This window comes from Sediminibacterium sp. FW305-C-269 (genome assembly GCF_058231045.1).
In genome coordinates this window covers 162282-183762 of record NZ_JBIQXQ010000002.1, presented here as the reverse complement: position 1 = coordinate 183762, position 21481 = coordinate 162282, and the positions used below count along the sequence as shown (strand labels likewise).

Annotated in this window: 13 protein-coding genes; 10 read left to right on the top strand and 3 right to left on the bottom strand. The window is 48.4% G+C overall.

Annotated elements, in window-relative coordinates; genetic code table 11:
* Window positions 1-19: 19 nt before the first annotated feature.
* Window positions 20-3202, bottom strand: coding sequence for a SusC/RagA family TonB-linked outer membrane protein (locus ACH3Y6_RS06160; RefSeq protein WP_490834720.1), 3183 nt, complete (start codon window positions 3200-3202; stop codon window positions 20-22).
* A gap of 379 nt (window positions 3203-3581) precedes the next feature.
* On the opposite strand from ACH3Y6_RS06160, the gene ACH3Y6_RS06155 reads away from it, so the two are divergent.
* The 4 genes from ACH3Y6_RS06155 (at window position 3582) to dprA (ending at window position 8315) form a co-directional block, all read left to right on the top strand.
* Window positions 3582-4463, top strand: a complete 882-nt coding sequence (locus ACH3Y6_RS06155; RefSeq protein ID WP_490834719.1) for a bifunctional 5,10-methylenetetrahydrofolate dehydrogenase/5,10-methenyltetrahydrofolate cyclohydrolase — start codon at window positions 3582-3584, stop codon at window positions 4461-4463.
* A gap of 126 nt (window positions 4464-4589) precedes the next feature.
* A complete protein-coding gene (locus tag ACH3Y6_RS06150) occupies window positions 4590-5171 on the top strand; it encodes a 7-carboxy-7-deazaguanine synthase QueE (protein ID WP_490834718.1) in 582 nt (193 codons plus the stop codon).
* Window positions 5172-5243: 72 nt separating this feature from the next.
* Window positions 5244-7154, top strand: coding sequence for an OmpA family protein (locus tag ACH3Y6_RS06145; RefSeq protein ID WP_490834717.1), 1911 nt, complete (start codon window positions 5244-5246; stop codon window positions 7152-7154).
* Window positions 7155-7214: 60 nt separating this feature from the next.
* Window positions 7215-8315 carry a DNA-processing protein DprA gene (dprA, locus tag ACH3Y6_RS06140; protein ID WP_490834716.1) on the top strand — a complete coding sequence of 367 codons (1101 nt, stop codon included), beginning with the start codon at window positions 7215-7217 and terminating at the stop codon, window positions 8313-8315.
* A 28-nt stretch (window positions 8316-8343) separates the two neighbouring features.
* Here the strand turns inward: dprA and ACH3Y6_RS06135 are convergent, their stop codons facing one another.
* Window positions 8344-9564, bottom strand: coding sequence for an MFS transporter (locus ACH3Y6_RS06135; RefSeq protein ID WP_490834715.1), 1221 nt, complete (start codon window positions 9562-9564; stop codon window positions 8344-8346).
* Between the two features lie 446 nt (window positions 9565-10010).
* On the opposite strand from ACH3Y6_RS06135, the gene ACH3Y6_RS06130 reads away from it, so the two are divergent.
* The 5 genes from ACH3Y6_RS06130 to ACH3Y6_RS06110 all read left to right on the top strand — a co-directional run bounded on the left by ACH3Y6_RS06130 (window position 10011) and on the right by ACH3Y6_RS06110 (window position 17165).
* Window positions 10011-10574 (top strand): ORF6N domain-containing protein, encoded by a 564-nt coding sequence (locus ACH3Y6_RS06130; protein ID WP_490834714.1) that lies wholly within the window; start codon window positions 10011-10013, stop codon window positions 10572-10574.
* Window positions 10575-10759: 185 nt separating this feature from the next.
* Complete coding sequence (gene guaB / locus ACH3Y6_RS06125; protein ID WP_490834713.1) at window positions 10760-12259, top strand: IMP dehydrogenase; 1500 nt, start codon at window positions 10760-10762, stop codon at window positions 12257-12259.
* A gap of 285 nt (window positions 12260-12544) precedes the next feature.
* Complete coding sequence (locus ACH3Y6_RS06120; RefSeq protein WP_490834712.1) at window positions 12545-13690, top strand: Lnb N-terminal periplasmic domain-containing protein; 1146 nt, start codon at window positions 12545-12547, stop codon at window positions 13688-13690.
* Between the two features lie 36 nt (window positions 13691-13726).
* Window positions 13727-14548 (top strand): alpha/beta fold hydrolase, encoded by an 822-nt coding sequence (locus ACH3Y6_RS06115; RefSeq protein WP_490834711.1) that lies wholly within the window; start codon window positions 13727-13729, stop codon window positions 14546-14548.
* Window positions 14549-14564: 16 nt separating this feature from the next.
* Entirely contained in the window at window positions 14565-17165 is a 2601-nt protein-coding gene (locus tag ACH3Y6_RS06110) for a PKD domain-containing protein (RefSeq protein WP_490834710.1), read from the top strand.
* Between the two features lie 224 nt (window positions 17166-17389).
* On the opposite strand, the gene ACH3Y6_RS06105 is transcribed toward ACH3Y6_RS06110, so the two are convergent.
* The gene (locus ACH3Y6_RS06105) at window positions 17390-17965 is read right to left on the bottom strand and encodes a dihydrofolate reductase family protein (RefSeq protein ID WP_490834709.1); all 576 of its coding nucleotides are present in this window, start codon (window positions 17963-17965) and stop codon (window positions 17390-17392) included.
* An 840-nt stretch (window positions 17966-18805) separates the two neighbouring features.
* Between ACH3Y6_RS06105 and ACH3Y6_RS06100 the strand changes: the two genes are divergently transcribed.
* Window positions 18806-21445, top strand: coding sequence for a T9SS type B sorting domain-containing protein (locus tag ACH3Y6_RS06100; protein WP_490834708.1), 2640 nt, complete (start codon window positions 18806-18808; stop codon window positions 21443-21445).
* Window positions 21446-21481 lie beyond the last annotated feature (36 nt).

Below are 21481 nucleotides of genomic sequence, written 5' to 3'. Positions count from 1 at the left end.
TTTAAGGTGTTGTATGATCTTAGAATGTCAGGTTTAAGTTAATACCATACTGTCTAACAGGAGGAGTCTGTAAGGTATTGTTGATACCCTGACCGTTACCTGTTGTATAGCTGAATTCAGGATCTGTAAAATAGTTTGCCTTGTCTTTGATAGTAAACAGGTTCCTTCCATATACAGATATACTTGCACCAGAGAACACTTTTGTTTTTGTGATCAGAGAAGCCGGTACATTCCAGGCAAGGTTTACATCCCTTAATTTGATGAACCATCCTGGTGTAACAAAGTTCTCAGAGATCAGACGGTAGTTATCTACCCACAGACCATACTCAGCTTCACGAACATTCACATTGTTATCAACCAGTTTACCGCTGGCATCAACATACGCTGCATTCTCAAATACGTGCGGGGTACGGTTAGAAGTCCAGCCACCTGAACCGGTAAAGGTCATTTGTCTGCCCAGGTCAGAGTAGATCTTGTTACCACCACGGTATTCAAAGTTGAAGGCAAAAGAGAATGACTTATATGACAGTCTTGAACCCAGACCCATAATGTGACGGGGCAGGGTACCACCTCTTGCCACCAGGGCAGTGTTACGGATCGGGTAACCGCTGGCACTGTTCACCAGTCTTCTGCCAGAACCATCAGCTGCATATGTGTAACCGTCTGTTTTCAACGTAGGGAAACGACTTCCTTTGATTACGTTGGTATTCGCATAGCTGTAACCACCGTATTGGAACTGGTCTACACCAGGATACAGGTCGATAACTTTGTTGTCGTTATAAGAGTAACGCAGGTTGAAATCCCATTTCAGTGCACGGGCACGCAGGATCTGGATTTTCAGGTCAGCCTCATAACCCCAGTTCTTGGATTCACCCACATTGATCAGCAGGTAAGGGTAACCGGTTGTGTTAGGCACTTTTACAGTGATCACCTGGCCTTTGGATGTCTGCGTATAAGCACTCACATCCAGGTTAACGCGGTTGTTGAACAACTGCAATTCAGCACCGGCTTCGTATGAAGTTACGAACTCAGGTTTCAGGTTAACATCGGGCAATACATCACCCACTGACAGACCCACGATGTTTCCGTAAGGGAATCCACCGCCGTTAGGATAAGTCAGGTCAAGACCATATAAAGGCAGGTTATCGTTACCATTACGGTTCACGTTCAAACGAATTTTCGCATAGTTCAGGGTATTGCTCTTCAGGGAAGGCAACGCGTCTGTTGCGATGAATGACAGAGCCACACCATAATAAGGGTAAGACCAGGTATTGGTAGGTCTGTCAGGTTTGAAGAAGCGGGAAGTGGCATCATAACGGAAAGTACCGTTCAGGATCAACCAGTCTTTGTAACTGGTAGTAAGGTCGGCATAATAACCGTACTTACGCTCCAGGGTATTGGATTCTTCTCCTGTCAACTCACCCTGCCTGTTTGATATATTGTAGATATCAGGTACCACAACTGAACCTGATCCAACTGAGATAAACTTGGTTTTACGCTGGTACAAACTGTAACCGAGGATCAGCTTATTAGAGAACTGACCGAGGTCTTTCTTAAACTGTAACTGGAACTCATTGTTGATCACATTCTCAGTTCTTGAATAGTCATTTACACCACCTAAGATATCTGAATTAGCCCTGTCAATACCATCATAGTCATTGGCATAATCCCATGGAGCCGGAACATACGCACTGTTCTTGGCCCAGTCAGTATACAGGAACTTACCGGTTGTATTTTTACCGGTACGGGTATTGTTCATCACACCGATCTTATTAGAAACAGTCAACCATGAGAAAGCCCGGTAATTCAGATCCAGGTTACCCTGGATATTCGCATCATTGTAACGCTGGCGGTTATTGTCCTTATTGAAATAAGGGTTGTTGTAGTAGTCATCATAGAAACCGTTCGGATTGGCAAACTTGTTGTTTCTCCAGTCACGCATGTCGTTGATAGGAATATGCGCCGCTACGTTGATCAGGTCAAAATAGAAATCAGAAGAGGTCTTGTCGTAGTTGGCCTGCACATAAGAAGCGTTGAAACCAACACTCAGTTTACCATATTCCCTGGTAGCACCCAGTCTTACACCGGTACGCTCACTTTTATCCAAAGGAACGATACCGCTGATCTTATTGTTCTCTACAGACATGTAGAAAGTTCCGTTATCATCACCACCCTGAAAGCTTACCTGGTTATTGGTAGATAACCCAACATCAAAAGCTTTTCTGCGGGCATTGGCTACCGGAGCATAAGGGATGATGAATTTGCTGCCATCTTCCAGTACACGGCCTGCAATCCTGTCTTTACCATCATATGAATCACCATATTGCTGGTTTTCGAAAGGACGCCAGTTGTCTTTCATACGATCCAGGTAATTGGGTTTCCAGCCAGCAGTTCCAAAAGCATCGGCATAGTGAGAACCGTTACCATACGTTGTCTGGAACCAGGGCATAAAGCTGATCTGCTCCAGGTTAGTGGTATTGGAATATGATACTTTCAGTTTACCCTTACTACCTTTTTTGGTGGTGATCACGATCGCACCGTTGATACCGGCAGAACCGTACAGGGTTGCTGCCTGACCACCTTTCAGGATTGATACGTTCTCGATATCGTTCGGGTTGATCAGTGCCAGGGTGGTAGACGTGGTTTGCATACCATCTATTACTACCAGGGCTTCGTTATTACCGGTCAGAGAACGGTAACCACGTAATACCACTTTCACGGAAGGATCAACACTGTTGTTTACGTTGTATACGGCCAGACCGGATACTTTACCGGATAAAGCCTGGGCCAGCTGAGGAGAGCGACCTACGGTGATCTCTTCGTTAGAAACCCTTGCATAAGAGTAGCCGATTTCTTTGCTTTTTTTACGGATACCCTGAGCGGTAACCACCACGTTCTCCAGTTCATTCACCGTTTTAGACAGTGTAATGTTGAGAACAGAGGATTTACCAACCTTTTGCTCTACCTCGTTAAAACCAACAGCGGAGAACACCAATACAGCATTATCAGCAGCGCTGATACGGAAAGAGCCATTGGCATCTCCCACGGTGGCAGTATTGGTACCCTTGATTTTAACGGAAACGCTGGGAACCGGGGCCCCCTGGTCATCTTTTACGGTACCCGTGATCGGACGTACCTGTGCAGTAACCGCTATTGAGAAACATAGCAATGCCACTGCAAGTGTGGATACAATTTTCTTCATGTTTTTAGTTTTTGGATAAACTTTTGAGTGAACGAATATAACCAATAGCGATAAAATGTTAAAAAAAAATTAATTAAACAGATTTTACAATCAGTTAACACGCCCGGAACCCTAAGTAGACCGGATAATGCGGTTTTCTGCTGCGTAAAAACAAAAAAAATTGTTAATTAAGTAATATATTAATTTGTAAATAGATGATAATCATTTATTAAAATGTATACTATTTTCTAAGTATTAGCCCTGTCTTTGCCGGGTATTTTGCCTGTTATGTAAGTAACCCATTAGCAACCTAACAGGGAGTTTAACAAATACCCATTTCAGGTCTGGCCGGAAAAAAAATGGTTCCGACTAGGCCATTTCAGATAATTTTGTGCCAGATATGTTATTACTAGATGGAAAAACCGCTTCCGCCGCGGTTAAAAACGAGATCCGGGAAGAAACGCTGCAGTTACTGGCTGCAGGCAAAAGAGCTCCCCACCTGGCGGCCATACTGGTAGGAACCAATGGTGCCAGCGAAACCTATGTGGCCAGCAAAGTAAAGAACTGCGAGGAAGTAGGGTTCCGCTCTACCCTGATCCGGATGGATGCCGATGTGGCCGAGGCCGAATTACTCGATGCCATCGCCCGCCTGAACGCAGACCCCGAAGTGGACGGTATCCTGGTTCAGTTACCCCTGCCCAAACAGATCAGTGAGCAGAAAGTGATCGAAGCCATCAACCCGGCCAAAGATGTAGACGGATTTCATCCCAGCAGCGCCGGTAAACTGGTGCAGGGCCTGCCCAGTTTTATCCCCGCTACACCCTATGGCATCATGCTGATGCTGGAACAGTTCGATATCACCACCAAAGGCAAACATGCTGTTGTCATCGGCCGCAGCAATATCGTGGGGCGTCCCATGAGCATCCTGCTCAGCAGTAACCAGAAAAGAGGTAACTGCACCGTAACCATCTGCCATTCGCATACACCCAACCTCAAAGATATCTGCCTGCAGGCCGATATCATCGTAGCCGCTCTGGGCCGACCCGAATTTGTAAAAGCAGATATGGTGAAGGATGGTGCCGTTGTCATCGACGTAGGCATCACCCGCGTTGACGATCCTACCGCTAAAAAAGGGTTCCGCATCAAAGGCGATGTGGCTTTTGCAGAAGTAGCCCCAAAAACATCCGCCATCACCCCCGTACCCGGTGGCGTAGGATTGATGACCATTGCAGGATTATTGAAGAACACTTTACAGGCATATAAGCAGAATTTGAAAATTTGAGAATTTGAAAATGTGGACTGATCGGGCCTATGCATTTTCAAATTAGCACATTCCCAAATTTTCAAATTTCTTACCATAACCTTGTATTCCATGCTACACACGCATACAGCAACTTCATTACCTGTTATGGAGGCTTTCTACACCATCCAGGGAGAAGGTTTTCACCAGGGCCGTGCCGCCTATTTTATACGGCTGGGCGGTTGCGATGTGGGTTGTGTGTGGTGTGATGTGAAGGAAAGCTGGGATGCCTCCCAACACCCGCAGGTATCCATTGAACAGATCCTGGCAGATGCCCAACTGCACCCGGGCCGCCTCGCTGTGATCACCGGGGGTGAACCACTGCTGCACAACCTGGATGAACTGACCCGCCAGCTGCACAAAGCAGGTTTTACAACCAATATCGAAACATCGGGTTCTTCGCCATTGAGCGGTGAATGGGATTGGATCTGCCTGTCACCCAAAAAATTCAAAGCGCCCCTGCCCGACATCCTGCCCAAAGCCAGTGAACTGAAAGTGGTGATCTTCAACAAACATGATTTTGAATGGGCCGAAACCTATGCTGCCCAGGTAAATGCTGACTGCAAACTGTACCTGCAACCCGAATGGAACAAAGCCGCAGAAATGACCCCGCTGATCATCGACTACATCAAAGCCCATCCCCAATGGGAACTAAGCCTGCAGGTTCACAAATACATCAACGTACCTTAATGTGACTACAGCATGCGGACTGCTGAAATTTAACAAACCGCTGTTTCACTTTTTTACGATCTTGTTCAGACTATGAAAACAATCTTGTTGTGTTGGGCGGTATTGCTCGCGGTAACCGGTTTTTCGCAGGTATACAACCCGGAAAAGATACAGGCAAAAGCCGTAAAATCGTACGAGAAAGCATTGGAACTGTTACAGGACGGGCAAATACGCGAAGCCGTTCCCGTACTCATGCAATCCATCAAAGAAGACAGCAATTTTGTAGATGCTTATCTATCACTTGCCGGCGCACTGGGTCAGCTGAAAAGATACGAACAGTCGGTAAAACTGTATGAGAAAGCAAGGGCCAAAGACACAGCTTATTTTCTTTTATACCACCTGCCCTATTCCATCAACCTTGCCGGACAGGGCAGATTTGAAGAAGCCCTGGAAGCAGTGAAACATTTCCTGCGTTATCCCAAACTGAACGAACGCAGCATCAAAAGCGCACAATACCGGATCCGCTGTTATGAATTTGCCCTCCGTTATGCAAAAGAACACGCATCCGATTCGTATAACTTCAACCCTGTGAATCTGGGCGACAGTGTAAACACCACCGCATCTGAATATTATCCCTCGGTAACGGTCACCGACAGCCTGCTGGTATTTACCCGCCTGCAGCAACGGAGCCGCGAAGATTTTGTGGAAAGCCGCATGAGCAAACAGGGATTTGGTCAATGGAAACTGATAGATGGCGATATCAATATAGAAACCAACAAAGGTGCACTCTCCGTATCGCAGGATGGTGAATGGATGATCTTTGCGGGCGATCTCTCCACACAGGGCCACCGGAGTTTTGATATCTATATCTCCTATTTCACCCCACAGGGCTGGAGCGAACCACAAAATGCAGGCCCCAATATCAATACGGATTTTTATGAGAGCGGCCCTACGTTGAGCCCCGACAAACGGGCCCTGTACTTTATCAGCAATCGCCCGGGCGGTTATGGCGGAAGTGACCTGTATGTAAGTTATCGCCAACCCAATGGCAAATGGGGACCGGCCGTGAACATGGGACCTGATATCAACTCAGCCGGAGATGAGCAGGCGCCTTTCATCCATGCAGACAACCAGACCCTGTATTATACCTCGGATGGTTTACCCGGATATGGCGGTACGGATCTTTTTTTGATCCGTAAAAACCTGGATGGCGAATGGGGCAAACCGCAGAACCTGGGTTATCCCATCAACACCATCGAAAATGAAGGAAGCCTGGCAGTTTCTGCTGACGGACTCACCGCTTATTATGCCAGCGACCGGAGTGACAGTCGCGGCGGTCTCGACATTTACCAATTCAACCTGCGTCCCGATATCAGGCCTTACAGGACCCTGTACGTGAAAGGCAAAGTGATGGATGCAAAAACAGGCAAACCCTTACCCTCCTCTGTTGAGCTGGTGGATAACAATAACCGCCACGCACTGATGAAACTGCAAACAGATGAACTGGGTGAATATTTCATCACACTGCCCACAGGAAAAAACTATACGTTCACCGTTAACCGCAAGGGGTATCTTTTTTACAGCGAGTTATATGCCTTACAAAACAAGGAAGCCGACAGCGTATACCGGAAAGATATTTACCTGCAACCCGTAGCGTTGAATGTGGTCAGCACGTTCCGGAATATCCAATTCGCCACCAACTCATTCGAATTGCCACAGGACGCATTCATTGAACTGGACCGTTTGCTACAGGTATTGACAGAAAATCCCGGCCTGAAAATAGAAATCGGCGGACACACAGATAATATAGGCAAAGCAGAAGATAACCAGGTACTGGCTACCAACCGTGCCAAAGCCATTGCCGCTTACCTGGTAAGCAAAGGCATTGCAGAGAGCAGGATCAGCTACAAAGGGTACGGCGCTACGCAACCCATTGCCGACAACCTAACCGAATCCGGAAGGGCGCAGAACCGGAGAACTACGTTTACTATAACAGGATTATAGCGTATAAATACCTAACGGAGATACTGATCTTTTTGCAGAGCTTGGAAAAAAATCTTTCCCATGCAGGAAGAAACCCTGTACCAGGTGGCGCTTACCCTGGTACCCGATCTGGGCGTTGTGAGAGCCCGCCAGCTGGTAACACAGCTGGGATCTGCTTCGGCAGTCTTCAAAGCAAAGAAAAAAGAGATCGCCGCCGTAGAAGGTATTGGCGAAACCTGTGCCCGCTCTGTGAAAGGATGGAACGCTTTTGCAGAAGCCGAAAAAGAACTGGATTTCGCAGAAAAAAACGGCATACAGGTGCTGTTCCTGACAGACCCTGCCTATCCGCAGCGATTGCTGCATTGTTACGATCCGCCAACCGTACTGTATTACAAAGGCAGTGCCGACCTGAACCGTCCGCGTATCATCAGCATTATCGGAACCCGAAGCCATACCGATTATGGCCGGCAGGTTACCGAACAACTGGTAAGCGCTTTACAAACCCAACAGGTAACGGTTGTCAGCGGTCTCGCATTCGGGATCGATGCCATTGCCCATCGTGCCGCTTTACAAAACCAATTGCCTACCATTGGGATACTGGCTCACGGACTGGATACCCTGTACCCCATGCAACACAGGACACTGGCAAGAGACATGCTGGTAAACGGGGCATTGCTCACCGAATTCAGAAGCGGCACAGAACCCGACAAACACAATTTTCCCAAACGAAACCGTATTGCCGCCGGACTGGCCGATGTTACGGTGGTGATAGAAACGCCTGTAAAAGGCGGCAGCATGATCACCGCTGAACTGGCCTGTAATTACAACCGCGACCTGTTTGCCGTTCCGGGAAAGATCAGCGACCACAAAAGCAGTGGCTGTCTGCAACTCATCAAACAGAACAAAGCCATCATCTATACCAGCCCGGAAGAATTGCTGGATACCATGGGTTGGATAGAAAAGAAAAAAACGCCTGTCAAAAAACAGCGGGAACTCTTCCTTGAATTCACCGGTGAAGAAAAAAAGATCATCGATATCCTGTTGGAACAGGAGACCGTGCCGCTTGACCTGCTTTACCTGCAAAGCGGCTTAAGCAGCAGTACCGTAGCAGCGGTATTATTGAAACTGGAGTTGCAGAATGTGGTGATATCACTTCCGGGAAAAATGTTCCGGCTTGCCTGATTCAGTTCACATACGGCAATAGCGTAGTTCATTCGGGAAGACTGTATACCGTTTCGTGGTGCTCGCGCAGTTCATTCTCTTTCTTACGCCAGGCCAGTAACAGGATCATGGCTGCAAGGGCCAGTACACCAGGTAATAAAAACGCGTAAACAAGGCGGTCCAGCCGGTTCTGGTAGATCCATCCTGAAATGAGGGCGCCGCTGCCGATGCCCAGTTCCAGCGCAATATATACCGACGCAACGGCCCTGCCCCGGTTCCCGGGTTTACAGAGATCAACGGTCCAGGCCATGATGGTAGGCCCGTTCATACCAACACTGAGTCCGAGTATGCTGGCGCTGATGATCACCATGGTAACCGTATGCGCAAAAGAGAGCACTACCATACTGATCGCCATGGTGAACGATGACCAGATCAGCACAATGATGCGTCCGTGTTTGTCGGAAGCCTTGCCCAGCACAAAACGGATCAGCAGAGAAGCGATGGTATAACAGGCATAAAAAAAACCTTTGTTCTTCATACCCACTGATTCGCTCAGATCGGGTGACAGCGTTAACACCACCCCGATGGAGAATGTAAGCAACAACATGGTAATGGCCGGACGCACAGAGGTATTGTCGAAGATCTCATCCTTTTTGATGTGCAGGATATTCACCGAGAACTTCTGCGGGTTGGGCAGGGTTTCCCTGATGTTATACAGGATGATCACAGAACCCAGTGCAAACAGGGCGGATACGATGAACATAGTATTGTAAGAATACCCCATGACCAGGTAACTGCCCGCCAGCGGACCGATGGAGGAACCGAGGCTATACCCGATGGCCAAAGCGCCCAGCGCTTCACCCCTTCTGGATGCATGTACCACATCGGCCCCATAGGCAGACGTAGCTGTGGGTTTGAAGCCAGTAGAGAACCCGTGGAAAAAACGAAGCAGTAAAAAGCCACTCACGGTAGTAAGCACCGGATACAGGAGACTGCACACCACGCAAACCAATGAACCAAAGATCATCACCGGCACACGGCCAACCGTATCGGTCAGCTTGCCGCTGAAGGGACGTGATATGCCTGCCATCAACGTAAACAGGGAAATGATCAGTCCTTTGTATTCAGCCCCGCCCAGGCTGGTCAGGTAACCCGGCAGTTCAGGTATCATCATGCTGAAACTGGCGCTGAACAGGAAATTACTGAAGATGAGCAGTCCGAACTGGAAATTTAAATAAGGAGCGTCAGCAGCAGGAGCGGTACTTGTCATTGCCCAAAAGTAAACACAATTCATTTCCTGTGCTTGCAGAATATATACACCAAAGCCAGTACCGGGCAGACCTTCCTTCCCTTCATCGAAGAGTCTCCCCAGCGGGGGACTCTTCGTTTAGAAGCACCGCTCTACCACTGTTTCACTTATCATAGCACAGAAAACTAAGTAAGATCAATATCCTGCAACTCCATATATGTGATAACAGGATATACGCCTTGTTCACCTGTATAATAATAGCAGGTTGAACTGTGCAGGTAGCCTTCCGGCAGTCACGCCTGCAGCGGTTGATTGCGGTTTGTACGCAGAAGAATTCGCATTGCTAAAAAAGGAGGCCTGTATTTAGTATTTTGTAATTCTAAGCGGAGCCCCCCGCTGGGGAGACCCTCCGGAGAAGGAAAAAGGGAGGCAGCCAACAAAATAAAATTAGACCTATAAAAAACAATATGCAGATAATTCGAAGCATCCAAAACAGAATTTACGAAGTTCGGAACGAAAGAGTAATGCTGGACTTTGACCTTGCCCAGCTTTATGAGGTTGAAACCAAGGCGTTAAACCAAGCTGTAAAACGAAACAATAAGAGATTTCCATCCGATTTCATGTTTCGACTTACGCTCACTGAATGGCAGGCTATCCGGTCACAATCTGTGACCGCATCCGAAAGCACAGTTTCTTTGCGGCCACAATCTGTTACCGCATCCCAAAGCAAACGAAATACAAGCGTTACACCCTATGCTTTTACTGAACAGGGTGTTGCCATGCTAAGCGGTATTTTAAACAGCGACAAGGCAATAAACATGAACATTGCCATAATGCGGGCTTTTGTTGAAATACGTAAGATTTTATTAAAGCAAAGCGATCTGAAAGAACAGCTTAGAGAAATAAAGGATCGATTGGGGGAACATGATGTCCAACTGAACAGTATTTACGATGCTATGGAAAACCTATTAGATGAAAAGGCAGCTCAAAAGAAATGGGAAGATAGGGATAGGATAGGATTTATAAATTGATTAAGCATTTAAGTAAAAAGATAAATGCATACAAACGATTCCTTCTAAGCGAAGGGGCCCCGCTGGGGAGACCCTTCGGAGAAGGAAAGAAGGAATATATATCGCAAACCCGTACAGTTACAGGCGGTTATAGGGCTGTACGAAAAAGTTTTGGAGCGAATTTGCCTGCTGCGCTATCTTTGCACATGGCAACAAGAAATACTCCTCCCCGCAACAAGTCAGCACAATCCAGGTTATTCGGCGAAGGCCTAACATTCGATGATGTACTGTTAATGCCCGCCTTCAGCGAGATCTTACCGCGCGAAGTTGACATCCGTTCCCATCTTACCAAAACCATCGTACTGAACGTTCCCATGCTGTCTGCAGCCATGGACACCGTTACAGAAGCCAACCTGGCCATTGCCCTGGCACGTGAGGGTGGTTTGGGTATCCTGCACAAGAACATGAGTATTGAACGCCAGGCCGAGCAGGTACGTAAGGTGAAACGCAGCGAGAGCGGTATGATCGTTGACCCCATTACCCTGCTGGTAGATGCCACCATCGGTGACGCACTGAAACTGATGAAGGATAACAAGATCGGCGGGATCCCCATTGTGGATGCCGGGCAAAAACTGGTAGGTATCCTCACCAATCGCGACCTCCGTTTTGAAACGGACAAGAAACGGAAAGTGAAGGAAGTGATGACCAAGGAGAACCTCATCACTGCCCCCGAAGGAACCGACCTCAAAAAAGCGGAAAAAATATTACGCCAATACAAGATCGAGAAATTACCCGTGGTGAACCGCCAGGGAAAACTCATCGGCCTCATCACCTATCGCGATATCCTGCAACTGCGCAATTACCCAAACGCGGTGAAAGATGGTATCGGAAGATTACTGGTAGGTGCGGCACTCGGTATTACACAGGACCTGATGGACCGCGCTTCGGCCCTGCAGTTCGTAGGGGTGGATGTGGTTACCCTGGATAGTGCACACGGACACAGCAAAGGGGTGATACAGGCCTTGAAAGCCTTACGCAAGAACTTCAAGAACCTGCAGATCATTGCCGGTAACGTAGGCACTGCCGCCGGTGCCAAAGCACTGGCCGATGCCGGCGCTGATTGCGTGAAAGTGGGTATCGGTCCGGGCTCCATCTGTACCACCCGCATCGTTGCCGGTGCAGGTGTACCACAGCTCACAGCCATCATGGAAGCCAGCAATGCACTGAAGGGAAAGAACATACCGGTGATCGCCGATGGCGGTATCCGCTATACCGGTGATATGGTAAAAGCACTGGCCGCAGGCGCCAATGTGGTGATGATGGGTAGTGTGTTCGCAGGCGTGGAAGAAAGTCCGGGCGACACTATTATCTACGAAGGCCGTAAGTTCAAGGAATACCGCGGCATGGGCAGCCTGGGCGCCATGAGCCAGGGCAGCGGTGACCGCTACTTCCAGGACGTAGAAGCAGATATCAAAAAATATGTTCCCGAAGGCATCGAAGGTCGTGTGGCATACAAAGGATTCCTGCACGAGATCGTGTACCAGTATGTAGGTGGTTTACGTTCCGGTATGGGTTACTGCGGCGCCAAAGACATCAAAGCCCTGCAACAGGCCACTTTTGTAAAGATCACCAACGCCGGTATGAAAGAAAGCCATGCACACGATATCGATATCACCAAAGAAGCGCCGAACTACAGCAGGAAGTGAGTGGTGGATGCTGGGTGCTGGATACTGGATGCTGGATGCTGGATGCTGGATGCTGGATGCTGGGTGCTGGGTGCTGGAAGGTTACTCAACTGCATACCACAGACAGGCGTAAAAAAATCAAAAGCCAATACGCCAACCGCCAAACCTGGCTTACCAATCAATAAACTGCTCTCTCAGCTACTCCAACTCAACCAAATCGTAGCGAAGCGAAGATCCCGCTCTGCGGGAGACCAAAGACCAACAGCCAAAGACCAACAAATGAAGTACCTTTCCGAAAAATAGCCGGTGAAAAAAAACACCATTTTCGGCATACTCCTATTGTTGTGCTTCTTACATGGTAACGCACAGGATAACCATTCGGGATTACGCATTAGCGTACTTACCTGTGCTCCGGGACAAGAACTCTATTCCACTTTCGGCCATACCGCCATCCGTGTGGTAGACAGCATACAACATACAGATATCGTTTACAACTACGGCACATTCGATTTCAACGACCCGGACTTTTACAGCAAGTTCACCCGGGGTAAACTGGATTATTTTTTATCGATCGCTTCCCTGCCGGATTTCATGTACGAGTACCGGTCGGAAAACCGCGATGTGCATGAACAGGTACTGGCCCTCAGCGATCAGGCCAAAAAAGCCATCCAGCAGGCGCTGAATGAGACATTGGCAGGTGCGGCCCGTTATTACAAATACGATTTCCTCTATAACAACTGCACTTCCAGGGTGCGCGATATCATCATGAAATACGGTGGTCTGCAAGCTGATCGGCAGTTGGTACCACACGGAACCAGTTTCCGCGATATGCTGCACGAGTATCTGGACAAGGGAAACCAGGCCTGGAGTAAATTCGGGATCGACCTGGTACTGGGCAGTCCTATCGACAAAAAAGCAGGTATCGCCGAATCCATGTTCTTACCGGATTACCTGATGAAGGGGATTGACAGTTCGGTGCGCAGTAAAGACCATCCCGTGCTGGGCGAAAAAATCCTGATCAACCGGGGAACAGCCCAACCGGAACCCTTCCGCGATACCCCCCTGCTCCTGTTCAGTGTGCTGGCGGTGATACTCGGAGGACTATCCTTCCTTAAAAATAAGATCGCTGTAAAGCTGAGCACCCTATTTGATTTCATCCTGTTCCTGGGCACAGGACTGATCGGCTGTCTATTGTTGTTCATGTGGCTGGGTACCGATCATTCGGCCTGTACCGCCAATTACAACCTGTTATGGGCCATGCCGCTGAATGTGCTGGCCGCATTCGTCGTTTGGAAAAGACCCGGCTGGTTCCGGAAATACATGACCGTATATGCACTGTTGTTATTGTTGACCCTACTGGCTTGGTTCTGGCTGCCGCAGGAACTGAATATCGGTTTCTTACCCATCATACTGCTGTTACTGGCACGCAGTGTGCAGCTGAGAAAACGATAAACGGTGTATCCCATCTCTTACGTCTAAAAAACTGGTATGCGCAGATCAATTTCTTATCACGATTCCCATATATCCTACTCCGTACATGGCAGCGGAACGGCTGTGGTATTACTGCATGGTTTTGGGGAAGATAGTCGTATCTGGGATGAACAAGTGGCTTTTCTGGAGAACCATTGCCAGCTCATTGTTCCTGATATTCCGGGCTCTGGAAATTCTGCGCTGCTGCAGTTGGCCAATCTTGCTGTTCCCGGAGAGCGGGATTATGTGTCGATCGATGATTATGCAGATGTGGTAAATGCTATTTTACAGGCAGAGCAGATCAACCATTGCCTCCTATTGGGGCATAGCATGGGCGGCTACATCACCCTGGCATTTGCCGAAAAATATCCTGAGAGGTTAACAAGTTTCGGGCTGGTGCACTCCACGGCCTTTGCGGATAGTGAAGAGAAAAAACAGATGCGGACCAAAGCCATTGAAACCATTGGCCGGTATGGTGCAGCAGCTTTTCTGAAGAACACGATACCCAATTTGTTTGGGAAATCCTTCAAAGAAAAACATCCCGAAAAAATCAGCCAGCTGATCGATGCAGCTGCCGGCTTTACTGCAGAGGTCCTGCAGCAATATTACCAGGCTATGATACAAAGGCCCGATCGCTGCCAGGTACTAAAAAGCAACCGCTTACCCGTTCTATTCGTAATGGGCACCGAAGACATGGCCGCACCGATGGATGACGTGTTGAAACAGGTTTCACTGCCCGATATTTCATATATTCATATACTGCCGGATTGTGGGCATATGGGTATGTGGGAAGCGCCGGACACACTGAACCAATTGCTGCTGGCATTTATCCATCCTTAACCCTTTTACGGAATATATGAAGAAGTTCTTCTTCATATCGTTATTCGCCGTTTCTTTTCTGCCTGCTCTTGCCCGGCATGTAGCCGGAGGTGAATTGTTCTATGAATACCTCGGCGATGCAGGTGGGGGCAATAGCCAGTACCGGATCACACTGCGCCTGTTCAGGGACTGTGCTTCTTCCGGTCCTTTGCTGCAGGTGGAGAATGTAACCGTAGGTATTTTTTCAAACGATAACAATGCACTGACCGTATCATTGCCCCTTCCACTCGCAGGGCCTATCAGGGTCATATCGCTGAACACCGGCAATTTCCCCTGCCTGGTAGGCAGTGTGAACGTCTGTTACGAAATAGGTATCTATTCCAACACCGTTATATTACCGGATAATACGGCAGGTTATACACTATCCAGGACCGGCTGCTGCCGCATAGATTATATTTCAAATCTTTCTGTGGATCGGAATGTGGGCAGTAATTATGTAACCCGTATACCTGGTACCGCAACATTACCCTCCGGTCATAACAACAGTCCGCAATTCAACATACGCGATACCGCACTGGTCTGCGCCACAAAAAAATTCACCCTCGATTTTGGTGCAACGGATCCGGATGGTGATTCACTTTCTTATACCTTCTGCGAAGCCTATACAGCGCCCAGTGGTGCCAATAATACAGCACCCAACCGCACTCTCACGCTGTTTCCGCTACCCTATGCAGCACCCTATTCCGGTTCTGCACCGCTGGGCAGCAGCGTTACCATCGATCCTGGCACCGGTATCATCAATGGTATTGCACCGCCGGAAGGACAGTATGTGGTGAATGTCTGTGTTACGGAATGGAGAAAAGGCGCAGCCATCAGCCAGCACCGGAAAGACTTTATTCTGAAAGTACAGAACTGCGATTTCATTGAAGCTATCCTGCCCGACAGGATCATCCAATGCAAAGACTCCGTGGTGCATTTTGAGAACCAGTCGACCTCCAGTTCCATCACATCCTATCTATGGACCTTTGGCGACAATACCACCAACAGTTCCAGTAATCCCATGGTGAATTATCCTTACGCGGATACCGGTCGTTATATCGCCCGCCTCACCGTAACGGGGCCACAGGGTTGTATTGGAAGCGATAGTACAGAAGTGCTGGTGTATCCGGGTTTTAAACCGGATTGGCAGGTAGTAGGCAGTTGTGTACTGAATCCCTACCAGTTCAACGACCTAACCCGTTCAAAATACGGAACCGTGAACAGCTGGCGCTGGAACTTCGGCGATGAAACCAATGATGCGGACAGCTCCACCCAAAAAAATCCTTCGTACAAATACAAGACCAGTTCGACCAAAGACATCAGTCTTATAGTGAGCGACAGCAGAGGCTGCATCGACACCCTTGGCAAGACCATCACGATCGCCGACAAACCCATACTGCAACTTCCTTTCAAAGACACGCTGATCTGCAATATTGATACGCTGGCCATTCCCGTACTGAATAGCGGCACATTTACCTGGCTGCCCAACCGTAATATTTTATTTCCTAATACAGCAAGACCACTGGTATTCCCGAAAGACACCACAAAATATATTGTGACCGTCAGTGATAATGGTTGTGTCAACAGCGATACTGTAACAGTAAATGTTTTGCCTTTTATCAAAGTAACACTGGGCAGGGACACCGTGATCTGCGCCACCGACAGCGTACAGTTGCGACCGGTCAGCCAGGCGCTCAATTACCAATGGAGCAGCTCCGCAGGCAAGCCCATCAGCAATATAAAATACCCTGTGGTGCAACCCCTGGGCAATACCAGCTATTATGTAACAGCCAATCTCGGCAAATGCCAGGACCGCGATACCATAGAAATTAAAACGGTTCCCTATCCGGTAGCCAATGCCGGTGCCGATACTGCGATCTGTTTCGGTGCGCGTATACAACTACACGGAACCGTCACAGGATCCTCCGTTAGCTGGACGCCTGCCAGCTCGCTGATCAATCCCAACAGCCTATCGCCCATTGCCGGTCCTCCACGCTCCACCAATTATGTGTTGCAGGTCACCGATACACTGGGTTGTCGTAAAGTGATCACCGATACACTGTTGATACGGGTATCACCTCCTGTCATCGCCAATGCCGGAAATGATACGGCCGTGCTGCCCAACCAGCCCCTGCAGCTAAGAGCTACCGGCGGACTCCGCTATAACTGGAGTCCTGAATATGGATTAAGCGACCCATCCATCGCCACACCGATCGCTATACTGGATGCCGCCATTGATTCGATCCGTTATCGGGTAAGGGCATCGGATGATGCAGGCTGTTTCGCAGATGATGATGTATTGGTCAGGGTCTACAAAACGGGTGCTGATATACTCGTACCTTCTGCTTTTACGCCAAATGGAGATGGTAAGAATGATCTTCTGCGGCCGCTGACCGTTGGTATATCACAACTACGGTATTTCAGGATCTACAACCGCTGGGGACAACTGCTCTTCACTACAACCGAACTCGGTAAAGGATGGGATGGTATATACAATGGCACTGCCCAGCCCGCCAATACTTATGTTTTTGCAACCGAGGGTATTGATTACACAGGCAAGATCCTCTTCCGGAAAGGAACCATCGTCCTGATCAGATGATCCGCAAACTGCCAGGCAGGCTCACGGTTTCTTCACCGCAGAGCCGGAGAGAACGGGGAGTTTACGCAGAGATATTCCTGATCCAACTTCTTCATTCAAAATTCCTTGCTCAATATTCACGATTCATGCTTCCTTCGTCTGTTCCTTGCTCATCTGTTCATCTGTTCTTCACACCCTTCATCATTCAACATTCCTTGTTCAATATTCAGTATTCATTCTTCTGTTCACCTCACCACATAACTCAACGCAACCACCCCACTTGTAAATTGCTTCGTTGAAACAAGGTTCAGTTTTGTTTTGTCTTTGATGCCATCGAACAAAGGGATACCCTGCCCAAGAATAATAGGATTGATAAATAGCCAGTAGCCGTCGAGCAGATCCTGTTGCATCAGGGAATGGGTGGCTGAGGGGCTACCGAAAAGCAGGATCTCCTTATGATCACCCTGTGAAGACTGTTTGATCTCCTGTATCCTGTCTGCAAGGTTGTCGCTGATGATGGTTGTATTGGGCAGAGTAGTGCCTTTCAGGCTTTTAGACAGAACGATCTTGTGCGCCTGTTGATACCATTGGGCATGTTCTATATCGTGTTTGGATGCATTGGGTTGATCACCTGCGGTGGGCCAGTAATTTTCCATCATCTGGTAAGTTACCCGGCCGTATAAGGCAGTATCGCTTTCGCTGATCCGCTTGCCAACATGATCGAAGATCTCCTGGTCAACAGTGATCCAGTCCATTTCTCCGTTCGGACCGGCCACAAGACCATCAAGGGAGAGGTGCATGAATGAAATGATTTTTCTCATAGGTTGGGTGATTGATGATCCCTCGGTGTTTGTTATTCTTATTGACAACAACAGACTACTCCTTGTTTTACCTCTTTTTGAATATCCTGTCGCAGCCTTGTCTTTACAGCTTCGTTAACTATGGTCAAATTACAGAAACCGGCTCAGAAATCCAACAGCCGGCTACTCATTTTCCTTTTCACCGCAGAGCCACAGAGAGCGGGGAGTGTACGCAGAGATAACCCCAAACACTACTTCAACATTCCTTGCCTGTCTGCCGTCAAGCAGGTTCAATATTCATTCTTTTCTTCGTCTGTTCCCTGTTCCTTGTTCCCTGTTCCTCTGTTCTCCCCTTCCACCCAACACTTCCCAAAAAACGGAATAAAACATCCCTGTAAAGCTAAATCAGTACTATTGTGAAATACTGTAAAGCTCTGGCAGTATTTAACCCTTCTCCTGTAAAGTTTTTTCAGTACAAGACATGTAAAGCTTTTTCCGTTGTCTCTTCGTTCTTGATTCGTTATTACTTCGTTATTCCTTCGCCCCCGCTATACCTGTTTACTACCCTTTGTTCGCCCTTTCTTCGCCTTTTTCACTGATTTGCTGGCCGCGGAGCGAAGAAAAGGCGAAGCGGAAGCGAACAAAGTACGGTTTGAGTAAAAGGAAAGAAGGAACAAGAAACAAGGGTTAAGCAGCAGGTTCGACTGTTTTCCACTCTTGTAAGATGTTGTTTCTCCGTTAAAAACGAGGTAAAACCGGCGTGACAACCGTTACAAATAGTACATTCACATTTTATAGAAACCAGCTAAGAGAAGTCTCCCTAAACTACCTGTAACAGGGTAAGAATGAGTGTATAACATAATGAGAAAGTTTATCTATACCATCGCTTTCCTATTTTGTGTGTTGGCCGGTTACGGCAAACACATTACTGGCGGTGAGATCTATTATACCTACAAGGGAACCACCAATGCGGGTAAACTTGCCTACAAGATCACTTTGCTGTTGTACAAAGACACCACTGTATCCGGGGCCGGCGTTGCCTCCCTGGGAATGTCGTACCCCGTTTCTGTTTTCCGTGGCGATAATAACCTGCTGGTGACCACCGTGCCTGCCAACCGGGTGAATTATGAGTATATGAACCTGTCTTACTACAACCCCTGCCTCAACGTAAGGCCACCTGTGCGGTTTGCGGTTGCCACTTATGAGGCCGATATAGAAGTGGATCCGCTGGCAGCAGGGTATATTGTGGCCCATTCCCAATGTTGCCGTATTGACCAGATCGTCAATATCAATTCAACGAACGTGGGGGCCACCTATTGGGTGAAGATACCGGGATCGACAGAGAACCCATTCGCTCCCAATAATTCGAATGCCGTATTCAATAAACGGGATACCATTCTGGTCTGCAGAAGCTCCCCCATCGCCATCGACTTTTCGGCCATCGATCCGGACAATGATTCGCTTGTGTACAAATTCATTCCCGGTTATTCTGGTGCAAGTGTTAGCCGTCCTATCCCTATCAACGCAGATACGCCGCCGTATAATCCTGTGAATTACCTGGGCAGTTATTCTCCAAACCTGCCGTTGGATTCAGGCATTACCATCAACCCCAGAACAGGGCTGGTGACCGGTATGGCTCCCGCTACCACCGGCGTATACCTGATCGCCGTATTGGTGGAAGAATACCGGAATGGGATCAAGATATCGGAACACCGGAAGGACTTCCAGATCAGCATCAACGACTGTACTATCACGGGCGCCCAGTTAAAACCAACCTATGTTACCTGCAATGGCACTACACTGTCGTTCCAGAATGAGTCTACCAGTTCTAATATCGATTCCTATTTATGGGATTTTGGGGTGCCGGGCATCACTACCGATACCTCTACCAGTCCTACACCGGTATACGATTATCTCAAAAGCGGTAAAGACAGCGGCACATATACTGTTAAACTGAAAGTAACAGCGCTAGGTGGTTGCCAGGATTCCACCACGGCGCTGGTGAAAGTATACCCGGGGTTTCAACCGGGTTTTACCGTTACCGGTACCTGCTACCTCAATAACTACCTGTTCTCCGATACGTCCCGCACCAAATACGGCAGCATCACCACCCGATTATGGGATCTGGGCGACCTGACCACACTGGCCGATACCGCACGAAGCAAAGACACCGCATGGAAATATGCATCGGCTACATCGGCACAGGTACGACTGATTGTATCCAATAGTGTAGGATGCATTGATACGGTCAGCAGCACGGTCAATATTCTTGATAAACCCTCACTCAATTTACCTTTCCGCGATACCCTGATCTGCAGTATCGATACGCTGCCGCTGAAAGTGAACATTTCCAGTGGCACCATTGTCTGGACGCCTTCAGCAGGACCTAACAGCAGCCGTATACTCAACCGCAACAGCAATTCGCCATTGGTGTTCCCAACAGATACCACCCGGTATTATGTTTCTGTAAATGACAATGGTTGTATCAATTCCGATTCGGTAACCGTGAATGTATTGCCCTTTATTTCCGTAAAAGCCGGGGTAGATACGGGCATTTGCCGAACGGACACTATCCGGCTGCGGCCTGTCAGTTATGCATTGAGTTATCAATGGACCAGTTCTACCGGCGTGCCCATACAGAACACCAAGTACCCGCTGGTGCAGCCCTTGGTCAACACCAGATACTATGTGCTGGCCAATCTTGGCAAATGCCAGGCAAGGGATTCTGTGCTGGTTCGGGTAGCGCCTTATCCCAATGCGGGTGCAGGGGCAGATATGACCATCTGTTACGGAACACGTGTGCAGTTGAACGGATCCATAGTGGGATCGCAATTCTCATGGAGTCCCACCAACAGCCTGGTGAATGAAAACACATTAACACCAGTAGCCGGTCCCACACGCACCACCGCCTATATCCTAACGGCAACGGATACCATTGGCTGTCCCAAACCGGTAAAAGACACCATACTGATTACCGTAATACCCCCTGTACAGGCATTTGCCGGAAAAGACACTTTTGCCGTGCCTACCCAACCCTTACAAATGAATGCCAGCGGAGGAACCGCTTACCAATGGACACCCTCCGATTTTTTAAGTGATCCATCCATCGCCAACCCGGTAGCTATGTTCGATAACAAAACCGATTCCATCCGTTATACCGTAAGGGTCAGCAACGGCGCCTGTTATGCAGAGGACCAGGTATTGGTACGCATATTCCGCAATGGCCCGGATATTCTGGTGCCTTCCGCTTTCACGCCCAATGCCGATGGCCGCAACGATGTGATACGACCCGCACTGTTCGGTATCAGCAAATTCCATTACTTCAATATCTACAACCGCTGGGGGCAGCTGGTGTTCAGCACTTCGGAAGAGAACAAAGGCTGGGATGGAAATTTCAGCGGCGTGGCACAGGCCAGCGGCACGTATGTGTACCAGGCATCGGGGACCGATTACCAGGGCAACGCAATATTCAGGAAAGGAACTGTTGTACTGATCAGGTAATAACAGGGGTATATCTTTTTGCGCTTTGTTCTTTAC